This window comes from Brevundimonas sp. (genome assembly GCF_016742135.1).
GTDB lineage: Bacteria > Pseudomonadota > Alphaproteobacteria > Caulobacterales > Caulobacteraceae > Brevundimonas.
This window is the reverse complement of record NZ_JACVCG010000003.1, coordinates 138,668-158,381: the sequence shown is the minus strand read 5'-3', so window position 1 is coordinate 158,381 and position 19,714 is coordinate 138,668. Positions and strand designations below refer to the sequence as shown.

Below are 19,714 nucleotides of genomic sequence, written 5' to 3'. Positions count from 1 at the left end.
TTACAGGAAATTTACTTTCCTTCCGCCCGGCGCGCTGCGACCCTCCCGGCCTGACATCAGGTGATCGCCGGGGGGACATCACACCATGACATCCACAGACCTGCATACCGAACCGGCCAGCGCCCGGCTCTCGCCCGTCGCGCCCAAGGACCGGATTTTCAATCTGGACATGCTGCGGGGCTGGGCGATCCTCGGCATCCTGGCGGTCAATGCCATCGCCTTCGCCTGGCCCTCCCTGCTGATGATGGCCGAGGCCCCGCCTCCGGTGAACGCGACACAGGCCGATGTCATCGGCGTCTGGGTCATCGATGTCTTCTTCTCCGACAAGATGCGCACCCTGTTCACCCTGCTGTTCGGGGTGTCGGTCTTCCTCGTCGGCGGGGAACGCAGCGACCTCGACCGGGGTGCCCTGCTGCGGCGGCGGTTGTGGTGGCTGTTGCTGATCGGGGCCATCCACGGGGCGGCCCTGTGGTTCGGCGACATCCTGTTCCTGTATGCGGTTTCGGGTTTCATCTTCCTGATGTTCCGCTCGTGGTCGGCGCGGCGGCTGTTGTGGGTCGGGGGGCTGATCACCCTGTTCTGGGCCCTGGTCGCGACCGGCTTCTACTGGGGCATGGCCAATTTGCCGGCCGAGGTCGCCGGCAAGGTCGCCCAGAACATGCCGACGGCCACGCCCGAGGCCATCCAGGCGGTGGTCGACACCTATCGCTCCGGCTGGCCTGCGGGCTGGCTGGCCAATCTGACCACCTGGGCGACCTTCCTCGTCGCCATCCTGATCATGGTGCCGGTCACGGTGCCGTTGATGATGCTGGGCCTCGGCCTCTACAAGTCCGGCTATCTGACGGGTGCCGCCCCCAAGGGCGCCTATCTGACGGTGCTGGTCCTCGGCGGCGCCAACCTGGCCCTGTCGGCCTGGTGGGGCTGGCAGAAGGCGATGGCCCCGGACGGCGTCGATCCGACCGCAGGGCTCGCGGCAGCCTCGACCGGGGCGGCTCCGCTGGTCACCCTTTTCTATGCCACGGTCCTGATCCTGCTGACGAAGTTCGGGCTCAGGATCATCACCCGGGTGCTGGTGCCGGTCGGTCGCATGGCCTTCACCAACTACCTCAGCCAGACCCTGATCATGATGACCCTCTACTATGCGCCCTGGGGGCCCATGTGGTTCGGCACCCACAGCACCTCGCAGATGTGGATGGTGGTCGGGGGCGTCTGGCTGGCCCAGCTGGTCTGGTCGCCGCTCTGGCTGTCGGCCTTCCGCATGGGGCCGCTGGAGTGGGCCTGGCGCTGCCTGACCTATGGCCGGATGGTGCCGATCCGCAAGGGCGCGGACTGAGCCCACGGTCGCATTGCGGGATGGGGGGTGATGGCGTAATCGCCCCCCATGACCACTGAAGCCCCCTCCGATGCCCCGACCGCAGAAGCCCCCCGCCCGGAAGCGAGAGGCCCGCGCGGCTTTCAGGACCGGCGCGGTCCCGATCTGATCGCCGAGCGCCGCATCGTCGAGCGCGTCTCGGCCGTCTATGAGCGCTGGGGCTTTGAGCCGCTGCAAACCTCGGCCTTCGAATATGCCGATGCGCTCGGCAAATTCCTGCCAGATGCCGACCGCCCGAACGAGGGCGTCTTTGCCTTGCAGGACGACGACGACCAGTGGATGGCGTTGCGTTATGACCTGACGGCACCGCTGGCCCGCTATGCCGCCCAGAGCTGGGAGACCCTGCCGAAGCCTTTCCGCCGCTATGCCTTTGGTCCGGTCTGGCGCAATGAAAAGCCGGGGCCGGGGCGCTTTCGCGAGTTCATCCAGTGCGACGCCGACACCGTGGGATCCGACCGGCCCGAGGCGGATGCCGAGATCGTCGCCATGGCTTGCGAGGGACTACGATCGGCTGGCCTCGACGCTGATCAGGCGATCATCAAGATCAACAATCGAAAGCTCCTCAACGCGCTGCTCTCTACCCTCAACATCCATGATCCATGGACACGCCTGGCTGTCCTACGATCAATCGACAAGCTCGATCGGCTCGGAATTGAGGGCGTGGAACTGTTGCTGGGCGTGCACGGACGGGTCGACGAATCTGGCGACAAGACCGAGGGCGCAGGGCTGAACGACGCTGCCGTCAAACGCGTGCTCGAGTTTGTCAGTGCCGGCGGCGCCGACCGGATGTCCACCACGAACAACCTCGCGAATGTCATAGGAGCCTCGAAAGAGGGCGACGATGCTTTGCTTGAGATGTTCAAGATCGACGCCGCTCTGTCGAGCATGAATGTCCCCGCTTCACGGGCAACCTTCGATCCCACCGTCGTGCGCGGGCTGGAGTATTACACCGGCGTGGTGTTCGAGGCCGAACTGCTGCTGCCGACCACCGATGAACGGGGCCGTCCGGTCCGCTTCGGCTCGATCGGTGGCGGCGGGCGTTATGACGATCTGGTCGCGCGCTTCACCGGCCAGAGCGTGCCCGCGACCGGCTTTTCGTTCGGCGTCTCGCGTCTGGCGGCCGCCCTCCGGGCCAGTGGACGCGATCCGGCGGGCGAGGTGCGCGGGCCGGTCGTGGTGATCGCCTTTTCCGACGCCGACATGGCCCACTATCTGGGTGCCGTCGCCGAACTCAGGACCGCCGGCATCGCCGCCGAACTCTATCTGGGTCGCGCGGGCATGAAGGCCCAGATGAAATACGCCGACCGCCGCGGGGCTCCGGTCGCCGTGATGCTGGGTGGGGACGAAATCGCGGCCGGTACCGTCACCCTCAAGGACCTCGACGCGGGCCGCCGACTGTCTCAGGCCGTCGCGGACAATGCCGAATGGAAACAGGCACGTCCGGGCCAGCAGACCCTGCCGCGCGATCAGATGGTCGGTGCCATTCGCTCGATTCTCGAAGGAGTATCAACAACGGGCTGACCGCACCGCTGACTTATCGACGATCAGTCAAGAAAACGCCGGATTTCGCCTTCGCTTTGATTGACTTGTCGGGCCCGGATCGTATGAATGGGGCTCTCGAAGCGCGCGACGCGATGCGACGCGCTCCCTTCGTAGGCGTTTCGGGGAGGAAACGTCCGCTCCTAGACGAGCGAAAGAAGCCCGCCGCGATGTATCCCCCGCGGCGGGCTTTTTCGTGTCTGACGCTCACGCTCACCGCTCTCCCCGCCCAAGAGAAAGGGGCCGCCCTTTCGAGCGACCCCTCCTTCATTTCATCCAGACGCTGCCTACCAGAGGCGGACGCGTTCTTCCGGGGTCAGATAGTATTTCTGGCCGGGCTGGACGTCGAAGGCCTCGTACCAGGCGTCCAGGTTGCGGATCGGCCCCACCACGCGGAACTCGGCGGGCGAGTGCGGACCGGTGGCGATCTGGTTCCGCAGGGCTTCGTCGCGGTATTTGGTGTTCCAGACCTGGGCCCAGCCGAGGAAGACCCGCTGGACACCGGTGGTGCCGTCCAGAATCGGCGCCTCCGCGCCATCCAGTGACGCCAGATAGCCTTCCAGCCCGAGGGTGACACCGGCCAGATCGCCGATGTTCTCGCCCATGCTCAGCGCCGGACGGATCGGATAGCCCGGCAGGGGCTCATAGGTCGCATACTGGCGGCCCAGCATGTCGGCCCGGGCCTCGAAGCGGGCCGCGTCCTCGGCCGTCCACCAGTCGCGCAGCACGCCGTCGCCGTCGGACTTGCGGCCCTGGTCGTCGAAGCCGTGGCCGATCTCGTGGCCGATCACGCCGCCGATAGCCCCATAGTTGACCGCCGGGTCCGCCGTCGGATCGAAGAAGGGCGGCTGCAGGATTGCGGCCGGGAAGACGATCTCGTTCTTGGTCGAGTTGTAATAGGCGTTGACCGTCTGCGGGGTCATGCCCCACTCGTCGCGATCCACCGGACCGTCCATGCGGCCCAGCTGGTATTGCCAGCGGAAGATGCCCGCCCGTTCGACATTGCCGACCAGATCATCGGCCCGCACCTCAAGCGCGGAATAGTCGCGCCACTTGTCCGGATAGCCGATCTTCACCGTGAAATTGTCGAGCTTGTAGAGCGCCTGTTCCTTGGTCTCCTCGCCCATCCAGTCCAGCTGGCGGATGCGGGCGGCCAGGGCGACGCGCAGGTTGGCGACCAGCTCTTCCATCATGGCCTTGGATTCGGCGGGGAAGTATTCGGCCACATACAGGCGGCCGAAGGCCTCGCCCATCACGCCTTCCGCGAAGCTGACGGCGCGCTTGTCGCGGGCCCGCTGTTCCGGCTGGCCCGCCAGGTCACGACCCCGGAACTCCCACTGGGCGTCCGCGAAGCGCTGCGACATATAGGGGGCCATGTTGTCGGCCGTGTGGAAGGCCTGCCAGGCCTGCAGCAGCGGCAGGGGCGTGTCGGCAAAGATGGCGGCGATCTTGGGCAGGGCCGTGTCCTGGCGCACGACGATCGTCGGGATGCCGCCCAGGCTCATGGCGTCCAGATAGGCCGACCAGTTGAAGCCCGGGGCCTGGGCCGCCAGCTCGGCCGGGGTGTAGGGGTTGTAGGTCCGGTCGCGGTTGCGGTTCTCCTCCGGGGTCCAGTGAGCCTCGGCGATCCGGGTCTCCAGCGCCACGATCTCGGCCGCCGTCTCCGCCGGATTCTCCCAGCCGATCATGGTCAGCATGCGCTCGACATAGGCCAGATAGAGGGCCTTCTTGTCGGCCAGACGCTCTTCCAGATAATAGCCGCGGTTCGGCAGACCGAGCCCGCTCTGGCTGGCATAGGTGATGTAGCGTTCGGGGTTGCGGGCGTCGTCGCCGATTCCCACGCCAAAGAAGGATGATCCGAACCGGCCCTGGGTGCCGCCCATATAGGCCGCCATGGCGTCATGGCTGTCGATGGCGCGGATCGCGGCCAGATAGGGCTGCAGCGGCTGGTCATCCAGTGCCTCGATCCGGTCGGTGTCCATATAGGCGCGGTACAGGTCGGCGATCTTGCGCTCATCCGTGCCCGCCGCCAGGTCGGAAGATCCGACCAATTCGTCAACCATGACCTTCAGGCGGTTGTCCGACAGTTCGCGCAGGATGGCGAACGACCCGTAGGACGTCCGGTCCGACGGGATCACCAGCCGGTCAAAGGCCAGGCCGTTGGCATAGCGGAAGAAGTCATCGCCTGGCGCGACCGACAGGTCCCGCCCCGCCAGATCAAAGCCCCAGGTCCCGAACTTGGGGGCTTCGGTGCCCTGCCAGCCCGAACCGACCGGATCCTGCCCGGCCCCCGCGAACAGCGAGAAGACTGTGCAGGACTCGTTCAGGCACTCATGCTCGTGACCGTCGTCAAAGGTGTGCATCTGCTGGGCAAAGGTCGCCGTGGCGGGCAGCATCAGGGCACCGACAGCGGCGCCGATCAGAAGGCGTTTCATTTTCGAACCTCTTGTGGACTGACGCGACAGGGCCGCGTCCGGACGTTTCCAGTTACGGACCCTAGTCGGCCACGGCGCGCAATTCTCTTAAAAAAAGTTCATGATTGGTGCCGTCCGGCGTTGCCTTTGTCCTTGATCGGCCGCCGCGCTGTCGTATGCACAGGCATGGCGACCCCGCACGGCGACGGTTCGGAATACAAGGACCTGCTGGTCTTTCTGGCGGCCGCCGGGGTGGTCGTGCCCCTGTTCAGCCGCATCCGGATCAGCCCGATACTGGGCTTTCTGGCCGCCGGTGTGCTGCTGGGGCCCGACGGCGTGGGCCGCTTCGCAGATAGCGCCCCCTGGCTGGCCTGGCTGGGTTGGCTGACGCTCGACGACCGCGACCAGATCGCCCAGCTGTCCGAGCTCGGCGTCGCCTTCCTGCTGTTCATGATCGGGCTGGAGCTGTCGTGGGAGCGGCTCAAGTCCATGCGCCGGCTGGTGTTCGGGCTGGGGCTAAGCCAGATCGCGCTCGCCACCGCCGTGATCGCCGCAGGGTTCATACTAACCGGCCAGACCTTCGTCTCGGCCATGGTGCTGGGCATGGCGCTGGCCCTGTCCTCGACGGCGGTCGTCATGCCGGTGCTGGCGGAGAGCAAACGCTTGCAGGGCACGGCGGGCCGGGCGACCTTTTCCATCCTGCTGGCCCAGGACATGGCCGTGGCGCCCATCCTGATCACCGTCACCGTGCTGGCCACCCTGGCGCAGAGCGGTGGCGACATGAACCCGACCGTGCTGGGGGCGGCGCTGCTGACCCTCGCCCCCGCCGCCATCGGGCTGGCGGCCCTGATCCTGCTGGGACGGCTGGTCCTTCGCCCCCTGTTCCGTTCGGTCGCCCGGGCAAGGGCCCGGGGTCAGGGGCAGGAGATGTTCGTCGCCGCCAGCCTGCTGGTCGTGGTCGCCGCAGGCCTCGGCGCCCAAGCGGTCGGCCTGTCGATGAGTCTGGGCGCATTCATCGCCGGTGTCCTTCTGGCCGAGACCGAGTTCCGCGCGAGGTCGAGATCTCCATCGATCCGTTCAAGGGCCTGCTGCTGGGCGTCTTCTTCATCGGCGTCGGCAGCGGTCTGGATCTGGATGCCGTCGCCGCCGACCCCCTGGGCGTCGTCGCCCTCGCGGTCGCCCTCACCGTCGTCAAGATCGGCCTGATCTTTACCCTGGCCCGCCGTTGGGGCCTCGGCCCCCTCGCCGCGCTCGAGACCGCCCTGGTGCTCGGACCGGCCGGCGAGTTCGCCTTTGTCATCCTGACGGCCGGCATGGCCGGAGGGGTGGTCCCGTCGGGCATCGTCCAGTCGGTGATGGTGTCCGCGACGCTCAGCCTGTTCGCCATCCCTTTCCTCGGCCTGCTGGGCCAGAAGCTGGCCGCCCGCCGCATCGAAACCCGGGTCGACCTGCCCGCCGCCGCCCTGCAGCCGCCCGATTCCGGCGGCCAGGTGCTTCTGGTCGGCTTCGGTTGCGTCGGGCGTCTGGTCGGAGAGATGCTGGCCGAGCACGACCAGTCCTTCGTCGCCCTCGATACCGATCCGGGCATCGTCGCCGGCGCCCGGCGCGAGGGGCTGAATGTCCACTATGGCGACGCGGGCCGCCGCGAGATGCTTGAGCTCTGCAATGTCGCCACCGCCCGGGCCCTGGTCGTGACCATGGATGCTCCGGGCAAGGTCGATGAGGTGGTCCAGGCCGCCCGGGCGCTCCGAAAGGACCTGATCATCATCGCCCGCGCCCGCGACGACCGCCACGCCGTCCGCCTCTACGGCTATGGCGTCACCGATGCCGTCCCCGAAACGACGGAAGCCAGCCTGCAACTGGCCGAGAACACCCTCGTCGATCTGGGCGTGCCCATGGGTCTGGTGCTGGCCTCGATCCACGCGGGCGCGATCGCTACCGCGACCTGTTCCAGGCGGCCCAGCCCGAAACGTCCGACCGCCCCAACCGGGCCCTGCGCCGTCGCCTGTCGGCCGCGACCACCGGCCGCACCGATCCGGAGACCCCGGACACGGTTTAAGGGCGTCTGTTCGCATTTTGGTCATGGTTCGGTGTTGAAAGCGCCGTTTCCGTCCTCCCCGACGACAGCAACCTGTATGCCCATCGGTCGTTCCCCGAACACCTCGATCCGGCTGATCGTCAACGACACCCCTGTGAGTACCCCTTTACATGCGTGATATCGTTCTGAACCCGCCCGTCGATGCTCCCGAAGCCCATGGCCCGGAAACGGGTGCCCGTCCGCTGAACCGCCGCCAGGTGGCCAAGCAGCGCACGCGCGGCAAGGTGATCGAGGCCGCCCGCAACCTGTTCGCCCAGCGCGGCTATGACGCCGCCACCATCCGCGACATCGCGCGCGAGGCCGGCATGTCGACCGGGGCGGTCTTCGCCAACTTCCAGGACAAGTCGGAACTGTTCGACACCGTGCTGGCCGAGGATCTGGCCCGCCTGGCCGAGGCCCTGAACCGCGGCATCAAGACCGGCACCGACCTCAAGTCGCGCCTGCTGAACGGCTTTGTCGCCGGCTATGAGGCGACCCTCGAACAGCTTCCCCTCGTCCAGGCCGTCGTCGCCCGCGCCTGGCACCAGCCCCTCGACGAAGCCCAAAAGGGCCGCGCGCTGATCGCCCCGGTCATCGAAGGCCTCGAAAGCCTCGTCACCGACGCCATCAAGGCCGGCGAGCTCAAGCCCGCCACCGACGCCGCCCTCGTCACCGAACTGGTCTGGATGGCCTGGCTCTCGAACTACCGCCGCGCGGCCTACGACAGCTGGACGATCGAGACTCTCAAGGCGCATCTCGAGGCCCAGATCGACCTCATCCTGTCCGGCCAGCTCAGCCGCTAGCCGGGCCGCACCCCCGACGAACCCCCTGAAAGGCCGCGACCCCCGTCGCGGCCTTTTCGCTGTGGCGTGAGGGCAGGGGATCATCACGGGCTTCGCCGGCCTTGAGAATGAAGACCCCGCCGCAATCCTGGCCGTGATCGGGCCGGTGTTCGGCACTCTGCCATCCTGCTGCTTGTGAACCCCGGCTTCCTGCTCTGGGTCGGCCTGACGGAGGGCAAGCCGGGGACCAACCAATACGGCCCGAACCCCAAGGGGCTCTGAACCCGCCGACTTTACGAGAGGCAGCGCCGCCACACCGGCGGCTGCGGGTCGATGGCCATTGATAGCCCGGGACGCTGTTGATAGCGTCAGTGCCTTCAGGGATTGCCGGGACGAATGACCGATGATTGAGGCTCTGCTCTTCGCCGGTGGTCTGGCCTTGAATCCGGGGCCGGACGAGTGTGCGCCGCGCGTGGAAAACGCGGTCGCGATCTGGTGGTTTCGGCCGCTTGAACTCGCCCCGGGGGCGTCCGTCAGTCTGGAAGCCTACTGGACGGACCGGCCCCATTCCCTTGAACGGGCGCCGCGCCATTGCGTCACCGACATCGCGGCCTCACCCGAAGGCATCGTGCAGTTCGACGCTGACAGCCTCTCTGTACGGGTCGCCGACGACGCTCCCGCCTCCGCCCTGGTCACCATAACCGGGCGCCTTGGGGACCAGCATCTGGAAGCGCAGATACGGGTCGTGCGCCCGGAGGAAGCCCCGCTCAGGGGCACCTGGCGACAGGCCGATGCCACATGCCCGGATGGTGTGACGCCGACGCCAATCGAGGAGCTGGTCCTCGATGCCTCGCAGCGATTTTCTGTCACCTGGACTCCGTTCGAGGCCTACAGGGACTATTGGGGCACCTACCGGTTTGACGCCGCCGACCAGTCCTTCAGCGCCGAGGTCGAGGGCGACAACCAGCGCCCCGCAAACCTCGATCTTTCCGGCACAGCGTCCGTCACAGGTGATGAGTTGAGTCTGGAAGAGGTATGGCTCGGTGATCCCTCGCGAATGACCGCAGCCGCCAGCCGCTGCTCCTACCGGTTCGTCCGCTCCGGCTCGCCGGATTGACGGGAGATCACGGTCTGTCTGCCAGACGCTGCAGACCGGTTACCTCCGGGGGTATCGGGCGTGAGAAGCGCGGCCCCCCTCAGCTCTTCCACCTCAGCGTTTCCGGTTTGACCGGGTTCTGGAACGCCCGCTCCTCGGCGCGGCTGCCCGCCCATTCGCGTTTCAGCTGCTGGTACCATTTGGCCTGACGGTCGGCGTCGTCGATCCACAGCATGGCGGGGTCGAAGTCGAGGCCCATGTTCTGCAGGTTCACCATGTCGCCGTCCTGTTTCAGGAAGGCGCGCACCCCCTGGCGCAGCAGCGGCCGGGCCAGGGCAAAGATCCAGTGATCGGACCAGAACAGCTGGGTGATACGGGTGCGGTTGGCGGTCTCGGGCGTCAGGCACGTCAGGCCCAGCACCTGTTTGTCGCCGACCTGGATATGCTCCCAGCGATAGCCGGGCAGGCGAAAGGTGATCTCGGTCGCGGGCGCGCCGCCCAGCAGCTTATAGGCGCGGCTGTTGGACGAGGGGCGGTGGCGCACCATGGCAAAGCCCTGCTCGCGCGGCTCGAACGCCTTTTGCTTGTCGTGCATGGAGTGGCGCGAGCGCCACCACCATTGCTGATGGACATAGGGCCCGTGGGCCGGGTCCATCAGGCCGACCACCGCATGGTCGATATGGCTGTCGAAGACCATGGCCTCGACCAGACGCGGCGCGGGGCCGTCGGCCCCCGGAAAGACCGGCGGGGGATGGTCGGGCTCGGCCGGGCGGCGCGGGTCGGAAGCGATCCAGACGAACACCATCCCTTGGCTTTCGATGACCGGATAGGCGCGCACGCGGATGCGGTCGACCTCGAATTCCGAGTCATCGGTGAGGGACGGGATAGCCGCGCACTGGCCGTTCAGCCGGAACCGCCAGCCGTGATAGGGGCATTCGATCGTCTCGCCCTCGCCCGCGTGCTCGACCTGTCGGCCGGCCGAAAGGGGGGCGGCCCGGTGCGGGCAGATGTCGCGCAGGGCATAGACCTGGCCCGAGCGGGTGCGGCCCACCAGAACCGGCTCGTCCAGCAACATATAGCGGGCCTGCTGGCCGGGCTTCATCGCCTGGGCGGTCGTGACGAAATACCAGGTGTCCTTGAGGAAACCGCGCCCGAACGGCAGGGGGGCGGCCTTCGCGCGGGGCTCTGTCGGGGAGGAGGTCTCAACGGCCGTCATGTCGGCTAGTGTTAGGACCAGAGCCGCCGCAACGCCAGCCTCTGCCACAGCATGGCAGGGGTTGCATAGCGAAAGCACTTTGCATTATAAAGCGACTGTCTCACGCTCGCAGGATGTCCCGCATGAAAACCCTTCTTCTCGCCGCCGCCCTCGCCCTGATGCCGGTCGCGGCCTGTGCCCAGAGCCCGGTGTCGGTGCCTGGCGATCACGGTCACGCCCATTCCGCCTTCCAGTCGGGCCGCTTCCATGTCCGGGTTGAGGGCGAGGGGCGCGACATCATCCTTATCCCCGGCCTGTCCTCGCACCCGGATGTCTGGGAACCGCTGGTCGCGCGGCTGGAAGGCGACTGGCGCGTCCATATGATCCATGTTCAGGGCTTCGCCGGCGCGCCGGCCATGGACAACATCGACGGCCCCGTCGCCGCGCCCGTCGCCGAGGACATCGCTCGCTACATCCATGAGCAGGGCCTGGAAGCCCCTGTTGTGATTGGCCATTCCATGGGCGGCACCATCGCCATGATGCTGGCCGCCCGCCACCCCGACCTCGTCGACCGCCTCGTCGTCATCGACATGATCCCCTTCATGGGCAATGTCTTCGGCGGCGCCGCCGCCACCCCCGCCTCCGTCACCCCCCTCGCCGACCAGATCGGCGCCGCCATGGCGACCTCCACCCCCGAGCAATGGCGCGCCTCGGCGACCGCCAGCATCGTCGGCATGATCCAGACCGAGAGCCTGCGTGCCGGCCCCATCGAGCACAGCGTCACCAGCGACCCCGGCGTGGCGGGACGGGCCATGCGCGAGCTGATCGTCACCGACCTGCGCCCCGAGCTGGCGGCGGTCACCGCCCCGACCCAGGTCATCTATGTGGCATTCAACAACCCCGGCATGACGCCCGAGATCACCGACAGCATCTATGCCGCCTCCTTCGCCAATCTGCAGGGTGTGGTCCTGAAGCGGATCGATGACAGCGCCCACTTCATCATGCTGGACCAACCCGACGCCCTGGCTGACGCGGTTAACGGCTTTTTGGACTGATCGGCGTCATCGTCATGGTTTGGACGGAAATCCCCCGGAAGGTGCCTTGCAAGGTTTCCGGGGTGATTTCCGTTATGGCCATTCGGCGCTAGAAGCGCTGTGGGGCACTGAACGGCCGAGAGGGTGACGATGGCGGGCAACGCCTTTCTGGATCGACTGAAGCGCGGCCCCGGGGGCCCGGGCCAACGCAGTCCATTGCAGCGGATCCTGTACTGGAGCGTTGTGGCCGGCGTCTGGGGCCTGATCTTCCTCGTTGTATTCTTCGCCGTCTTCGCCCGGGACCTGCCGGACACCTCGGCCCTCTACGACATCGATCGCCAGCCTTCGGTGACCTATCTGGACCGTAATGGGGCGTTGATCGCTGTGCGGGGCAGCCAGCAGGCCCCGCCCGCCGACCTTGAGGCCCTGCCCGACTATGTGCCGGCGGCCTTCATCGCCATCGAGGACCAGCGGTTCCGCTGGCACCCCGGCTTTGACCCGGTGGGCATGGTCCGCGCCATGGTCGCCAACATGAGGGCCGGGCGGGTGGTCCAGGGCGGATCGACCATCACCCAGCAGCTGGCCAAGAACCTGTTCCTGACGCCGGACCAGACCCTGCGCCGCAAGGGCCAGGAGCTGATGCTGGCCATCTGGCTGGAGATGAAATTCTCCAAGGATGAGATCCTCGCCCTCTATCTGAACCGGGTCTACTTCGGAGCGGGGGCCTATGGCATCGAGGCGGCGGCCCAGCGCTATTTCGACAAGTCGGCCAAGGATCTGACGGTCGGAGAGGCGGCGCTGCTGGCCGGCCTGCTGAAGGCCCCGTCTCGCTATTCGCCGGTGTCCGAGAGCGAACGGGCGGCCGCGCGGGCCACCGTCGTCCTCGACGAGATGGAAGAGAGCGGCGTCATCACGCCCGAGCAGCGGGCCGCCGCCGTGCTGGAACCGGTGCGGGTGTCGCGGACGCTGGCAACCCAGCACGCCCAGTACTTCGTGGACTGGCTGGACAAGGAGATCCGCGGCCTGGTCGGCGAACCGACCGAGGATCTGATTGTCGAGACGACCCTCGACCTGACCCTGCAGACCGCCGCCGAACGGGCCGTCAGCGGCGTGCTGCGCGAGAACGCCTCGCGCGGGGTCGAGCAGGCGGCGCTCGTGGCGCTGGACGGCGACGGGCGGGTGCGGGCCATGATCGGCGGTGCCTCCTATGCCGATAGCCAGTTCAACCGGGCCGTCGATGCGCGGCGTCAGGCAGGCTCAGCCTTCAAGCCCTTCGTCTACCTGACCGCCGTCGAGGCCGGCTACACGCCCCAGACCCCGGTGGTCGACGAGCCGATCCGCATCGGCTCGTGGGAGCCGCGCAACTACTCCGGCCGGTTCATCGGGCGGACGACCCTGTCGAACGCGGTGGCCCAGTCGACCAACACCGTCGCGGTCTCGCTTGCCGACAGCCTGGGCCGGGACAATGTGGCCCGCACGGCGCGACGGTTGGGGATCACCAGCCGCATCGGCCTTGAGCCCGCCATGGCCCTGGGGGCGGTCGAGGTCTCGCCCGTCGAGATGGCCCAGGCCTATGACGCCTTCGCCAACGGCGGCAAGCGCGTCACCGCCTACGGCATCAGCCGCATCCGCACCCGCGAGGGCCGGGTGATCTATCAGCGCTCGGCCCGCGAGAGCCGACCGATCCAGGCCATCGCCAACCCGCCGCTGCTGTACATGAACGAGATGCTGCGCGGGGTGATCACCTCGGGCACGGCGCGATCGGTGGCCATCTCCGGGCGCGACCTGGCCGGCAAGACGGGCACGACCTCGGACTACAAGGACGCCTGGTTCGTGGGCTACACCGGCGGCTTCGTCACGGCGGTCTGGGTCGGCAAGGACGACAATACCGCCATGCGCGGCGTGACGGGTGGACAGGCCCCGGCGGCCATCTGGCGCGCCTTCATGACCGCCGCCCTGCCCCGGCTGGATGCGCCCCGGATTCCCGACGGCCCGCCCCTGCCCGAGGGCTGGCAGCCGCCGGATCCGGTCGGCGAGCTGATCGGCTCGATGGACGACCCCTATGTCGATGAGATCGAGCGCGGCATCCAGCCCACGCCGGAACGGCGGGAGCCCGAGCGGCCCTCGCCAGACCAGCCGGTGATCCGGCCGACCACGCCCCAGCCCGAGCGGCGCGATCCGGAGGTGCAGCGGCCCGAGCCGGGCCTGCCGCCCGAAAAGAAGGCCGATCCGCTGTTCTTCTAGGCCCCTCTTCTTCTAGACGCTGAGGGCGTGAAGCCCCGCGCCGTGCTGCCTCAGCCAGGCGCGGTGCGGTGCCGGATCGCCGATCAGCTGGCTGACCACGGCCCAGAAGCGGGGGCTGTGGTCGCCGTGGATCAGGTGCGCGACCTCGTGCGCGGCCAGATAGTCCAGCACGGCGGGAGGGGCGAGGATCACCCGCCAGGAGTAGCGGATCGTGCCCCGACCGGGGGTGCAGGAGCCCCAGCGCGAGCGGGGGTCATTGATCGACACCTTCGGCAGAGGCAGGCCCAGCGCCCGGCAATGGGCCTCGGTCCGGGCCATCAACACCTCGCGCGCCCGGCGCTTGAGGAAGGTCAGGATGCGGCGGCTCCAGGCCGCGCCCTCGCCGCCCGCGGCCAGAACCGGGCCGTCCGGCGTATCCGTCAGCCGGGCGGCGCTTGCCCCTGGCAGGGCCGCGAGCGTGATGTCCTCGCCCTCCACCGACAGGCGCTGCCCGGGCGCAAGGCCGACGGGCGTGGGCCGGTCGGCCAGCCGCTCGCGGATCCAGTCCGTGCGGGTGCGGGCGAAGGCTATGGCATCCCCAAGCCTGCGCTCGCTGGGTGCCACCAGCACAGCCTCGCCCGCCCGGGCGTCGATGCGGATCGACACGCGCCGGGCCCGCCGGTTGACCGACAGGCGCAGCGGCGCGCCACCCGCCTCGAGGCTAAGCCGCTGCCCGTCGCGATACGCCACCGGCGGCCTCGTTGCGGGCGATGAAGTCGCGCACGCGGGGATAGATGTCGTCGCGGAACCGGCGACCGTTGAAGACGCCGTAGTGGCCCACCTCGGGGTGGACATAGAGCTCGCGCCGGTCCTCGGGGACGTTCGGACACAGGCCATGCGCCGCCTGGGTCTGGCCGACGCCGGAGATATCGTCCTTTTCCCCCTCGACCGTCATCAGGCCGATGTCGGTGATCTTCGACAGATCGACCTTGCGCCCCCGGTGTTCCAGCGCGTTCCTGGCCAGCAGGTGGTTCTGGAAGACGATGTCGATGGTCTGAAGGTAGAATTCCTCGGTCAGGTCCAGCACCGACAGGTATTCGTTGTAGAACTCCTCGTGCTTTTCGACCCCGTCGCCGTCGCCGTTGACGAGGTGCTCGAAATATTCGTGGTGGGCGTCGCGGTGACGATCCTCGTTCATCGACATGAAGCTGTAGAGCTGGACAAAACCCGGATAGACGCGGCGCCCGGCGCCCGGATAGGGCAGGGGCACGGTGTGGATCATGTTCGAGCGGAACCAGGCAAACGGCCGGGCCTCGGCCAGACGGTTGGTGACCGTGGGCGACAGCCGCGCATCGATGGGCGAGCCCATATAGGTCATGCTGAGCGGCCGGTGCGGGTCCTTGTCCTCGGCCATCAGGGCGCAGGCGGCCAGCACCGGCGGTCCCGGCTGGCACACGCCTACCACATGGACGCCGGGGCCGATGGCGGTCAGCATCTCGCGGATGTGGTCGATGTAGTCGAAGAAGTCGAACCGGCCTTCCAGCATCGGCACCTGACGGGCGTTGACCCAGTCGGTGACATAGACGTCGTGGTCCTGGAGGAAGCCCTCGACCGTGCCGCGCAACAGGGTGGCATAGTGGCCCGACAGCGGGGCCACGATCAGCACGGCCGGGCCGTCGGCCGGCTTGCCCGCCCGCTTGAGGTCACCGGGATTGCGGGCAAAGCGGATCAGCCGGCACCAAGGCGAGGCCCAGAGGGTCTGCTGTGTCGTGCGCACCGGCAGGGTGTCGATGGTGACGACGTCCAGATTCCACGCGGGCTTGCCATAGCGGCGCGTCAGCCCCTCGAACACCTCGGCCGCAGCATAGGCGGTGCGACCGATGGCGGTCTCGGCAGCCGGATTGAACGGCGAGGACCAGAACGACCGGGCCAGCTGGGCCCCCAGGCGGAACGGCGTGGCGGAGTAGTAGGAGAATTCGTGAAGGGAATAGAGCATGCGTCTCTTCAGATGGCGGCGGGTCGCCTGCCTTGCAATGCAGCGCAGCATAGTTCGTGAGGCACTGCAAAAGGATTATCGGACGCAGAGGTTCCCGGACGTTCACACACCCGTGAGGGGAACGGGCACGCCGGGGCGCCCGTCCGCAGGAGCGGTGGGTTGGAGGGCAGGCGGAGCGCCGGGCCTTCGCCCGGAGACGATGTGTTTTACCGTTTCGACGAAGACCGACGCTCCGCGCGGTGGTTATCCGGAAGCTTGCGTCGGGTGGCCGTATTCGGGCCTTACCGCAGCGCCTCCGACGGGCGGGCGGGGCCTGCGCCCCGTCCCGGAACGGCCGAGTATCCCCCTCGACCCTTGCCCCCATCACGCACCCGGAGGCGGTGATGAGGGTGTTCGGACCCTGGGGTCCGACCCCGCTCCATCCGCTCCCGCCGCTCACAAGGTCGCAGGCCTTACGAGCCCTCCGTGCGACGGGACGGGAGGAGTGTGGCACGCGGCCGGACCTGGTCGGGAAGAACGGTGCGAGAATCGGGTGGGGCGTTGAAAGGGCGGGGGTTTTGGGCGGTGGCCGTCACACCATCCGTCTCCTCCCTAACGAAGTTGGGGAGGTGGCACGGCGCGCAAGCGCAGTGACGGAGGGGCTCCTGAGGGCGTGCATGCGTTAAAGAACCCCTCCACCCTCCTTCGCCCTTCGGGCTACGGACGGTCCCCCTCCCCATCGCGATGGGGAGGAGACTGAAATCTGTCGGCCGATTGAACCGGACGGGGGGCTCGCGGCACCTTATCTTTTCGAGAGCGGGAGTGTTCCTTCATGTCGCCGTGTCCATCCGACAAGGCCCGCCTGCTGGACGCCTATCTGGTCGCCGCCGCGCGGACCGGGGATGCGGCGGCGCGGGCTCGTCTGGTCGCGGTGTGGCAGCCGCGGCTGATCGGCCATGCCTGGCGGTTGACCGGTGATGCCGAGATGGCCCGGGAGGCGGTGCAGGACGGCTGGGTCGAGATCCTGCGCGGGCTGGGGGGCTTGCGCGACGAGCTGGCCTTTCCGGCCTGGGCGCTTCGGATCGTGACCCGGCGGTGCCGGAGGCTGGGCGGGCGACGCGGCCGGGATCGGGCGCGGGAGACCGGGCTGGACGATCAGATGGCGGCCACTGATCGCGAGACCGGGCCCGATGTGCTGGTCCGGCAGCATATGCGGCGGGCCATCGATGCCCTGCCGCCGGATCAGAGGGCGGCCCTGGCCCTCGTTTACCTGCACGAGCTGAGCGTCGCCGAGGCCGCTCTGGCCCTCGATGCGCCCGAGGGCACGATCAAGACGCGACTGATGCATGCGCGGCGCAAGCTGCGCGACCACCTGACCCTTCAAGGAGTGAGACCATGACCGACGATATCGACGCCCTGATCGCCAACACCCTCAAGGACGAGGACCGCGCCCTGCTGGCCCGCGCCGGGGCCGAGCCGGGCTATTTCCATCAGCTGGGGGAGGCCTTCGGTGGACCGACCGGCTGGGTCAATGTCGTGCTGATGATCACCCAGACGCTGTTGTTCATCGGCGGGGTCTGGGCGGCATGGCGGTTCTTTCAGGCGACCGAGGCGCTGGAGGCCCTGCGCTGGGGTCTGCCCTCGGCCGTGCTGATCCTGTCGTCGCTGATGCTGAAGCTGGCGATCTGGCCCGTGATCCATGCCAACCGGACCATCCATGCGCTGCGGCGGCTGGAGCTGCAGCTGGCGCTCAGGCGGCAGGCCCGGGACTGAGGGCGGTCAGCCGCGCGCCTGGACGCGGCGGACGATCCCGGCGGCGCGTTCGGGCCCCAGCTCATAGTTGAGGGTCTGGCGCGCCTTTCCGTCCGGGCCCATCAGCCAGATCGCCAGCGAATGGTTCATCGTATAGGTCTCGCCGCTGCCCGACCGGCTGTAGAAGATGTCATAGGCATCGGCGGCGGCGGCCACCTGTTCCGGCGTGCCGGTCAGGCCGATCACGCCCTCGGGGAAGCCGTCGGACGAGAGATAGTCTTTCAGGGCCTGCGGCGTGTCCCGCTCGGGATCGACCGAAACGAAGATCATCTGCAAGTCGTCGCCCCGGGGCCCCAGTTCGGTCCTGAGTGCCTGAAGGAAGGCCAGGGTGGTCGGGCAATAGTCCGGGCAGTAGGTGAAGCCGAAGAAGACCAGGCTCCATTTGCCGTCCAGCAGGGTCTGATCGACGGTTTCACCGTCCTGGTTGACCAGAGTGAAGGGACCGCCGGCCGTCGGCTGCCCCTCGACACCGGCCTCGATTGCCCGACCGGCGGGGCCCGCGCGGGTCTCGCTTCGGCCCTGCACCACGATCAGGGTCACCAGCGCCAGGGCGGCGGCGATGCCGAGGCAGGCGGCGGCCAGAACGATGACGGACTTGCGGGGCATGGGGCCTGTTCCTCGGTTGCGGCACCGGAACGTCTCGCCCCGGATGTCGGCCCGGGTCTATAGAGGGGATGTGGAGACGTTTGAAGCGGATAAAGGGCCGCATGGCCCGGCGCTGAAAGGCTGGCGCAACCTGCCCCGGCGGAGCCGCGGGCTGTCGCTGCGGACCCTGATCATCCTGCGCTGGCTGGCCATTGCCGGGCAGAGCGCCACCATTGCCGTGGCCACCGCCGGCTTTCACTTCGACCTGCCGCTCTGGCCGTGCCTGACGGTCATCGCAGCCAGCGTGGCCATGAACCTTCATGCCACCCGGCGGCTGAAACGGCCCGATCCGCCGCTGGCGGACGGGGGGCTGACGGCGGCGCATCTGGGGTTCGACATCCTGCAACTTACCGTGCTGCTGGGGCTGACCGGGGGGCTGCAGAATCCCTTCTGCCTGTTGCTGGTGGCCCCGGTGACGGTGGCGGCCGCCTCGCTTCCGGCGCGGCAGGCCCTGGTGCTGGGTCTGATGGTGCTGCTGGCGACCGTGGGTCTGTTCTTCTGGGCCATGCCCCTGCCCTGGCAGGCGGGGACGGAGCTGACCCTGCCGACCCTCTACCGGTTCGGCATCGGCCTCGCCCTGGTGACCGGGGTGGTGTTCACCGCCGCCTATGCCTGGCGGGTGGCCGCCGACGCGGAAAAGCTGGAGCTGGCGCTGGCCACCACCCAGGATGTGCTGCAGCGTGAACAGCGGCTGGCGGCGCTGGGCGGGCTGGCCGCCGCCGCCGCCCACGAACTGGGGACGCCGCTGGCGACCATCCAGGTCGTGGCCAAGGAACTGAAGCGGGCCTTTCCCGCCGATGCCCCGGCCGCCGAGGACGCGGCCCTGATCCTGGAGCAGGCCGAGCGGTGCCGGCTGATCCTGCAGAGGCTGTCGCAACGGCCCGAGGACGGGGATGCGCTTTATGACGACGTGGATCTGAAGGCCCTGCTGGAAGAGGTGGCGGCCCCGCACAGGGGCTTTGACCTGGAGTTTCAGATCTCGGTCCGGGTGGCCGACGGCTCGGCCCCGCCGCGTATCCGACGCCTGCCCGAAGTGATCCACGGGCTGTCGACCCTGGTCGAGAATGCCGCCGACTTCGCCACCCGCCAGGTGCGGCTTTCGGCCTCGGTCGACGCGGGTTGGATCGAGATCGAGATCGCCGACGACGGGCCGGGGTTCTCGCCCGACATCCTGCCCCGGCTGGGCGAGCCCTATGTCACCACGCGGCCGCAGGGCAAGGCGCGCCGGGCGCTGGCCGCCCAGATCGCCGCGGCTGCGGTGCCCCGCGCCGCGCGTCGGGCCGGTCGCGGCAAGGATCCGGCTCCGCCCGTGGCCATCGCCCCCAGTCAGGGCGGCATGGGACTGGGCTTCTTCATCGCCCGGACCCTGCTGGAGCGGACCGGGGGCAAGGTGACGGTGGGCGCGGGCAGCGGGGCCCGGGACCGGCTGCGCGGGGCGCGCGTCACCGTGCGCTGGCCAAGACCCGCGCTGGAGCCGGGCCAAGTGTCGCAGGGCGCGTCCTCGCCTTGACGCGAGGCGGTGCCATAACGACGTGATCGCTTCTGGAGGC

General features: G+C 68.2%; 15 protein-coding genes and 1 pseudogene. 11 read left to right on the top strand and 5 right to left on the bottom strand.

The window, feature by feature from the left end:
* The first annotated feature begins 85 nt into the window (after positions 1-85).
* Entirely contained in the window at positions 86-1,333 is a 1,248-nt protein-coding gene (locus IBJ06_RS07575) for a DUF418 domain-containing protein (RefSeq protein ID WP_292158852.1), read from the top strand.
* Between the two features lie 48 nt (positions 1,334-1,381).
* Positions 1,382-2,893 (top strand): histidine--tRNA ligase, encoded by a 1,512-nt coding sequence (gene hisS, locus IBJ06_RS07570; protein ID WP_292158851.1) that lies wholly within the window; start codon positions 1,382-1,384, stop codon positions 2,891-2,893.
* 305 nt (positions 2,894-3,198) lie between these two features.
* Here hisS and IBJ06_RS07565 read toward each other — a convergent pair whose 3' ends face one another.
* Positions 3,199-5,346, bottom strand: coding sequence for a M13-type metalloendopeptidase (locus IBJ06_RS07565; RefSeq protein WP_292158849.1), 2,148 nt, complete (start codon positions 5,344-5,346; stop codon positions 3,199-3,201).
* On the opposite strand from IBJ06_RS07565, the pseudogene IBJ06_RS07560 reads away from it, so the two are divergent.
* From IBJ06_RS07560 to IBJ06_RS07545, 4 genes and pseudogenes are all read left to right on the top strand, one after another.
* Positions 5,245-6,647: pseudogene (locus IBJ06_RS07560) on the top strand (cation:proton antiporter); the annotation flags it as partial. The gene IBJ06_RS07565 and the pseudogene IBJ06_RS07560 sit on opposite strands and share 102 nt — an antisense overlap.
* Entirely contained in the window at positions 6,639-7,541 is a 903-nt protein-coding gene (locus IBJ06_RS07555; RefSeq protein WP_365812378.1) for an NAD-binding protein, read from the top strand. The pseudogene IBJ06_RS07560 and the gene IBJ06_RS07555, both read left to right, overlap by 9 nt.
* Entirely contained in the window at positions 7,534-8,205 is a 672-nt protein-coding gene (locus IBJ06_RS07550) for a TetR/AcrR family transcriptional regulator (RefSeq protein WP_292158845.1), read from the top strand. The genes IBJ06_RS07555 and IBJ06_RS07550 overlap by 8 nt, the downstream gene beginning before the upstream one ends.
* Before the next feature lie 382 nt (positions 8,206-8,587).
* The gene (locus tag IBJ06_RS07545) at positions 8,588-9,301 is read left to right on the top strand and encodes a hypothetical protein (protein WP_292158844.1); all 714 of its coding nucleotides are present in this window, start codon (positions 8,588-8,590) and stop codon (positions 9,299-9,301) included.
* Positions 9,302-9,380: 79 nt separating this feature from the next.
* Here the strand turns inward: IBJ06_RS07545 and IBJ06_RS07540 are convergent, their stop codons facing one another.
* Positions 9,381-10,496, bottom strand: a complete 1,116-nt coding sequence (locus IBJ06_RS07540) for an aromatic ring-hydroxylating dioxygenase subunit alpha (protein WP_292158843.1) — start codon at positions 10,494-10,496, stop codon at positions 9,381-9,383.
* Positions 10,497-10,618: 122 nt separating this feature from the next.
* Here IBJ06_RS07540 and IBJ06_RS07535 point away from each other — a divergent pair, with 122 nt between their 5' ends.
* Complete coding sequence (locus IBJ06_RS07535) at positions 10,619-11,530, top strand: alpha/beta hydrolase (RefSeq protein WP_292158841.1); 912 nt, start codon at positions 10,619-10,621, stop codon at positions 11,528-11,530.
* Positions 11,531-11,659: 129 nt separating this feature from the next.
* The gene (locus tag IBJ06_RS07530) at positions 11,660-13,753 is read left to right on the top strand and encodes a PBP1A family penicillin-binding protein (RefSeq protein ID WP_292158839.1); all 2,094 of its coding nucleotides are present in this window, start codon (positions 11,660-11,662) and stop codon (positions 13,751-13,753) included.
* Between the two features lie 12 nt (positions 13,754-13,765).
* Here IBJ06_RS07530 and IBJ06_RS07525 read toward each other — a convergent pair whose 3' ends face one another.
* Both IBJ06_RS07525 and phaZ read right to left on the bottom strand, forming a co-directional pair.
* Positions 13,766-14,482 (bottom strand): M48 family metallopeptidase, encoded by a 717-nt coding sequence (locus tag IBJ06_RS07525; RefSeq protein ID WP_292158837.1) that lies wholly within the window; start codon positions 14,480-14,482, stop codon positions 13,766-13,768.
* Positions 14,454-15,728 carry a polyhydroxyalkanoate depolymerase gene (gene phaZ, locus IBJ06_RS07520; protein WP_292158834.1) on the bottom strand — a complete coding sequence of 425 codons (1,275 nt, stop codon included), beginning with the start codon at positions 15,726-15,728 and terminating at the stop codon, positions 14,454-14,456. Before phaZ ends, IBJ06_RS07525 begins: the two co-directional genes overlap by 29 nt.
* A gap of 811 nt (positions 15,729-16,539) precedes the next feature.
* Between phaZ and IBJ06_RS07515 the strand changes: the two genes are divergently transcribed.
* Complete coding sequence (locus IBJ06_RS07515) at positions 16,540-17,106, top strand: RNA polymerase sigma factor (protein WP_292158832.1); 567 nt, start codon at positions 16,540-16,542, stop codon at positions 17,104-17,106.
* Complete coding sequence (locus tag IBJ06_RS07510) at positions 17,103-17,480, top strand: DUF6768 family protein (protein WP_292158830.1); 378 nt, start codon at positions 17,103-17,105, stop codon at positions 17,478-17,480. The genes IBJ06_RS07515 and IBJ06_RS07510 overlap by 4 nt, the downstream gene beginning before the upstream one ends.
* 6 nt (positions 17,481-17,486) lie before the next feature.
* Here IBJ06_RS07510 and IBJ06_RS07505 read toward each other — a convergent pair whose 3' ends face one another.
* Positions 17,487-18,125 (bottom strand): SCO family protein, encoded by a 639-nt coding sequence (locus tag IBJ06_RS07505; protein ID WP_292158828.1) that lies wholly within the window; start codon positions 18,123-18,125, stop codon positions 17,487-17,489.
* 43 nt (positions 18,126-18,168) lie between these two features.
* On the opposite strand from IBJ06_RS07505, the gene IBJ06_RS07500 reads away from it, so the two are divergent.
* A complete protein-coding gene (locus IBJ06_RS07500) occupies positions 18,169-19,674 on the top strand; it encodes an ActS/PrrB/RegB family redox-sensitive histidine kinase (protein WP_292159406.1) in 1,506 nt (501 codons plus the stop codon).
* The last annotated feature ends 40 nt before the right edge of the window (positions 19,675-19,714 follow it).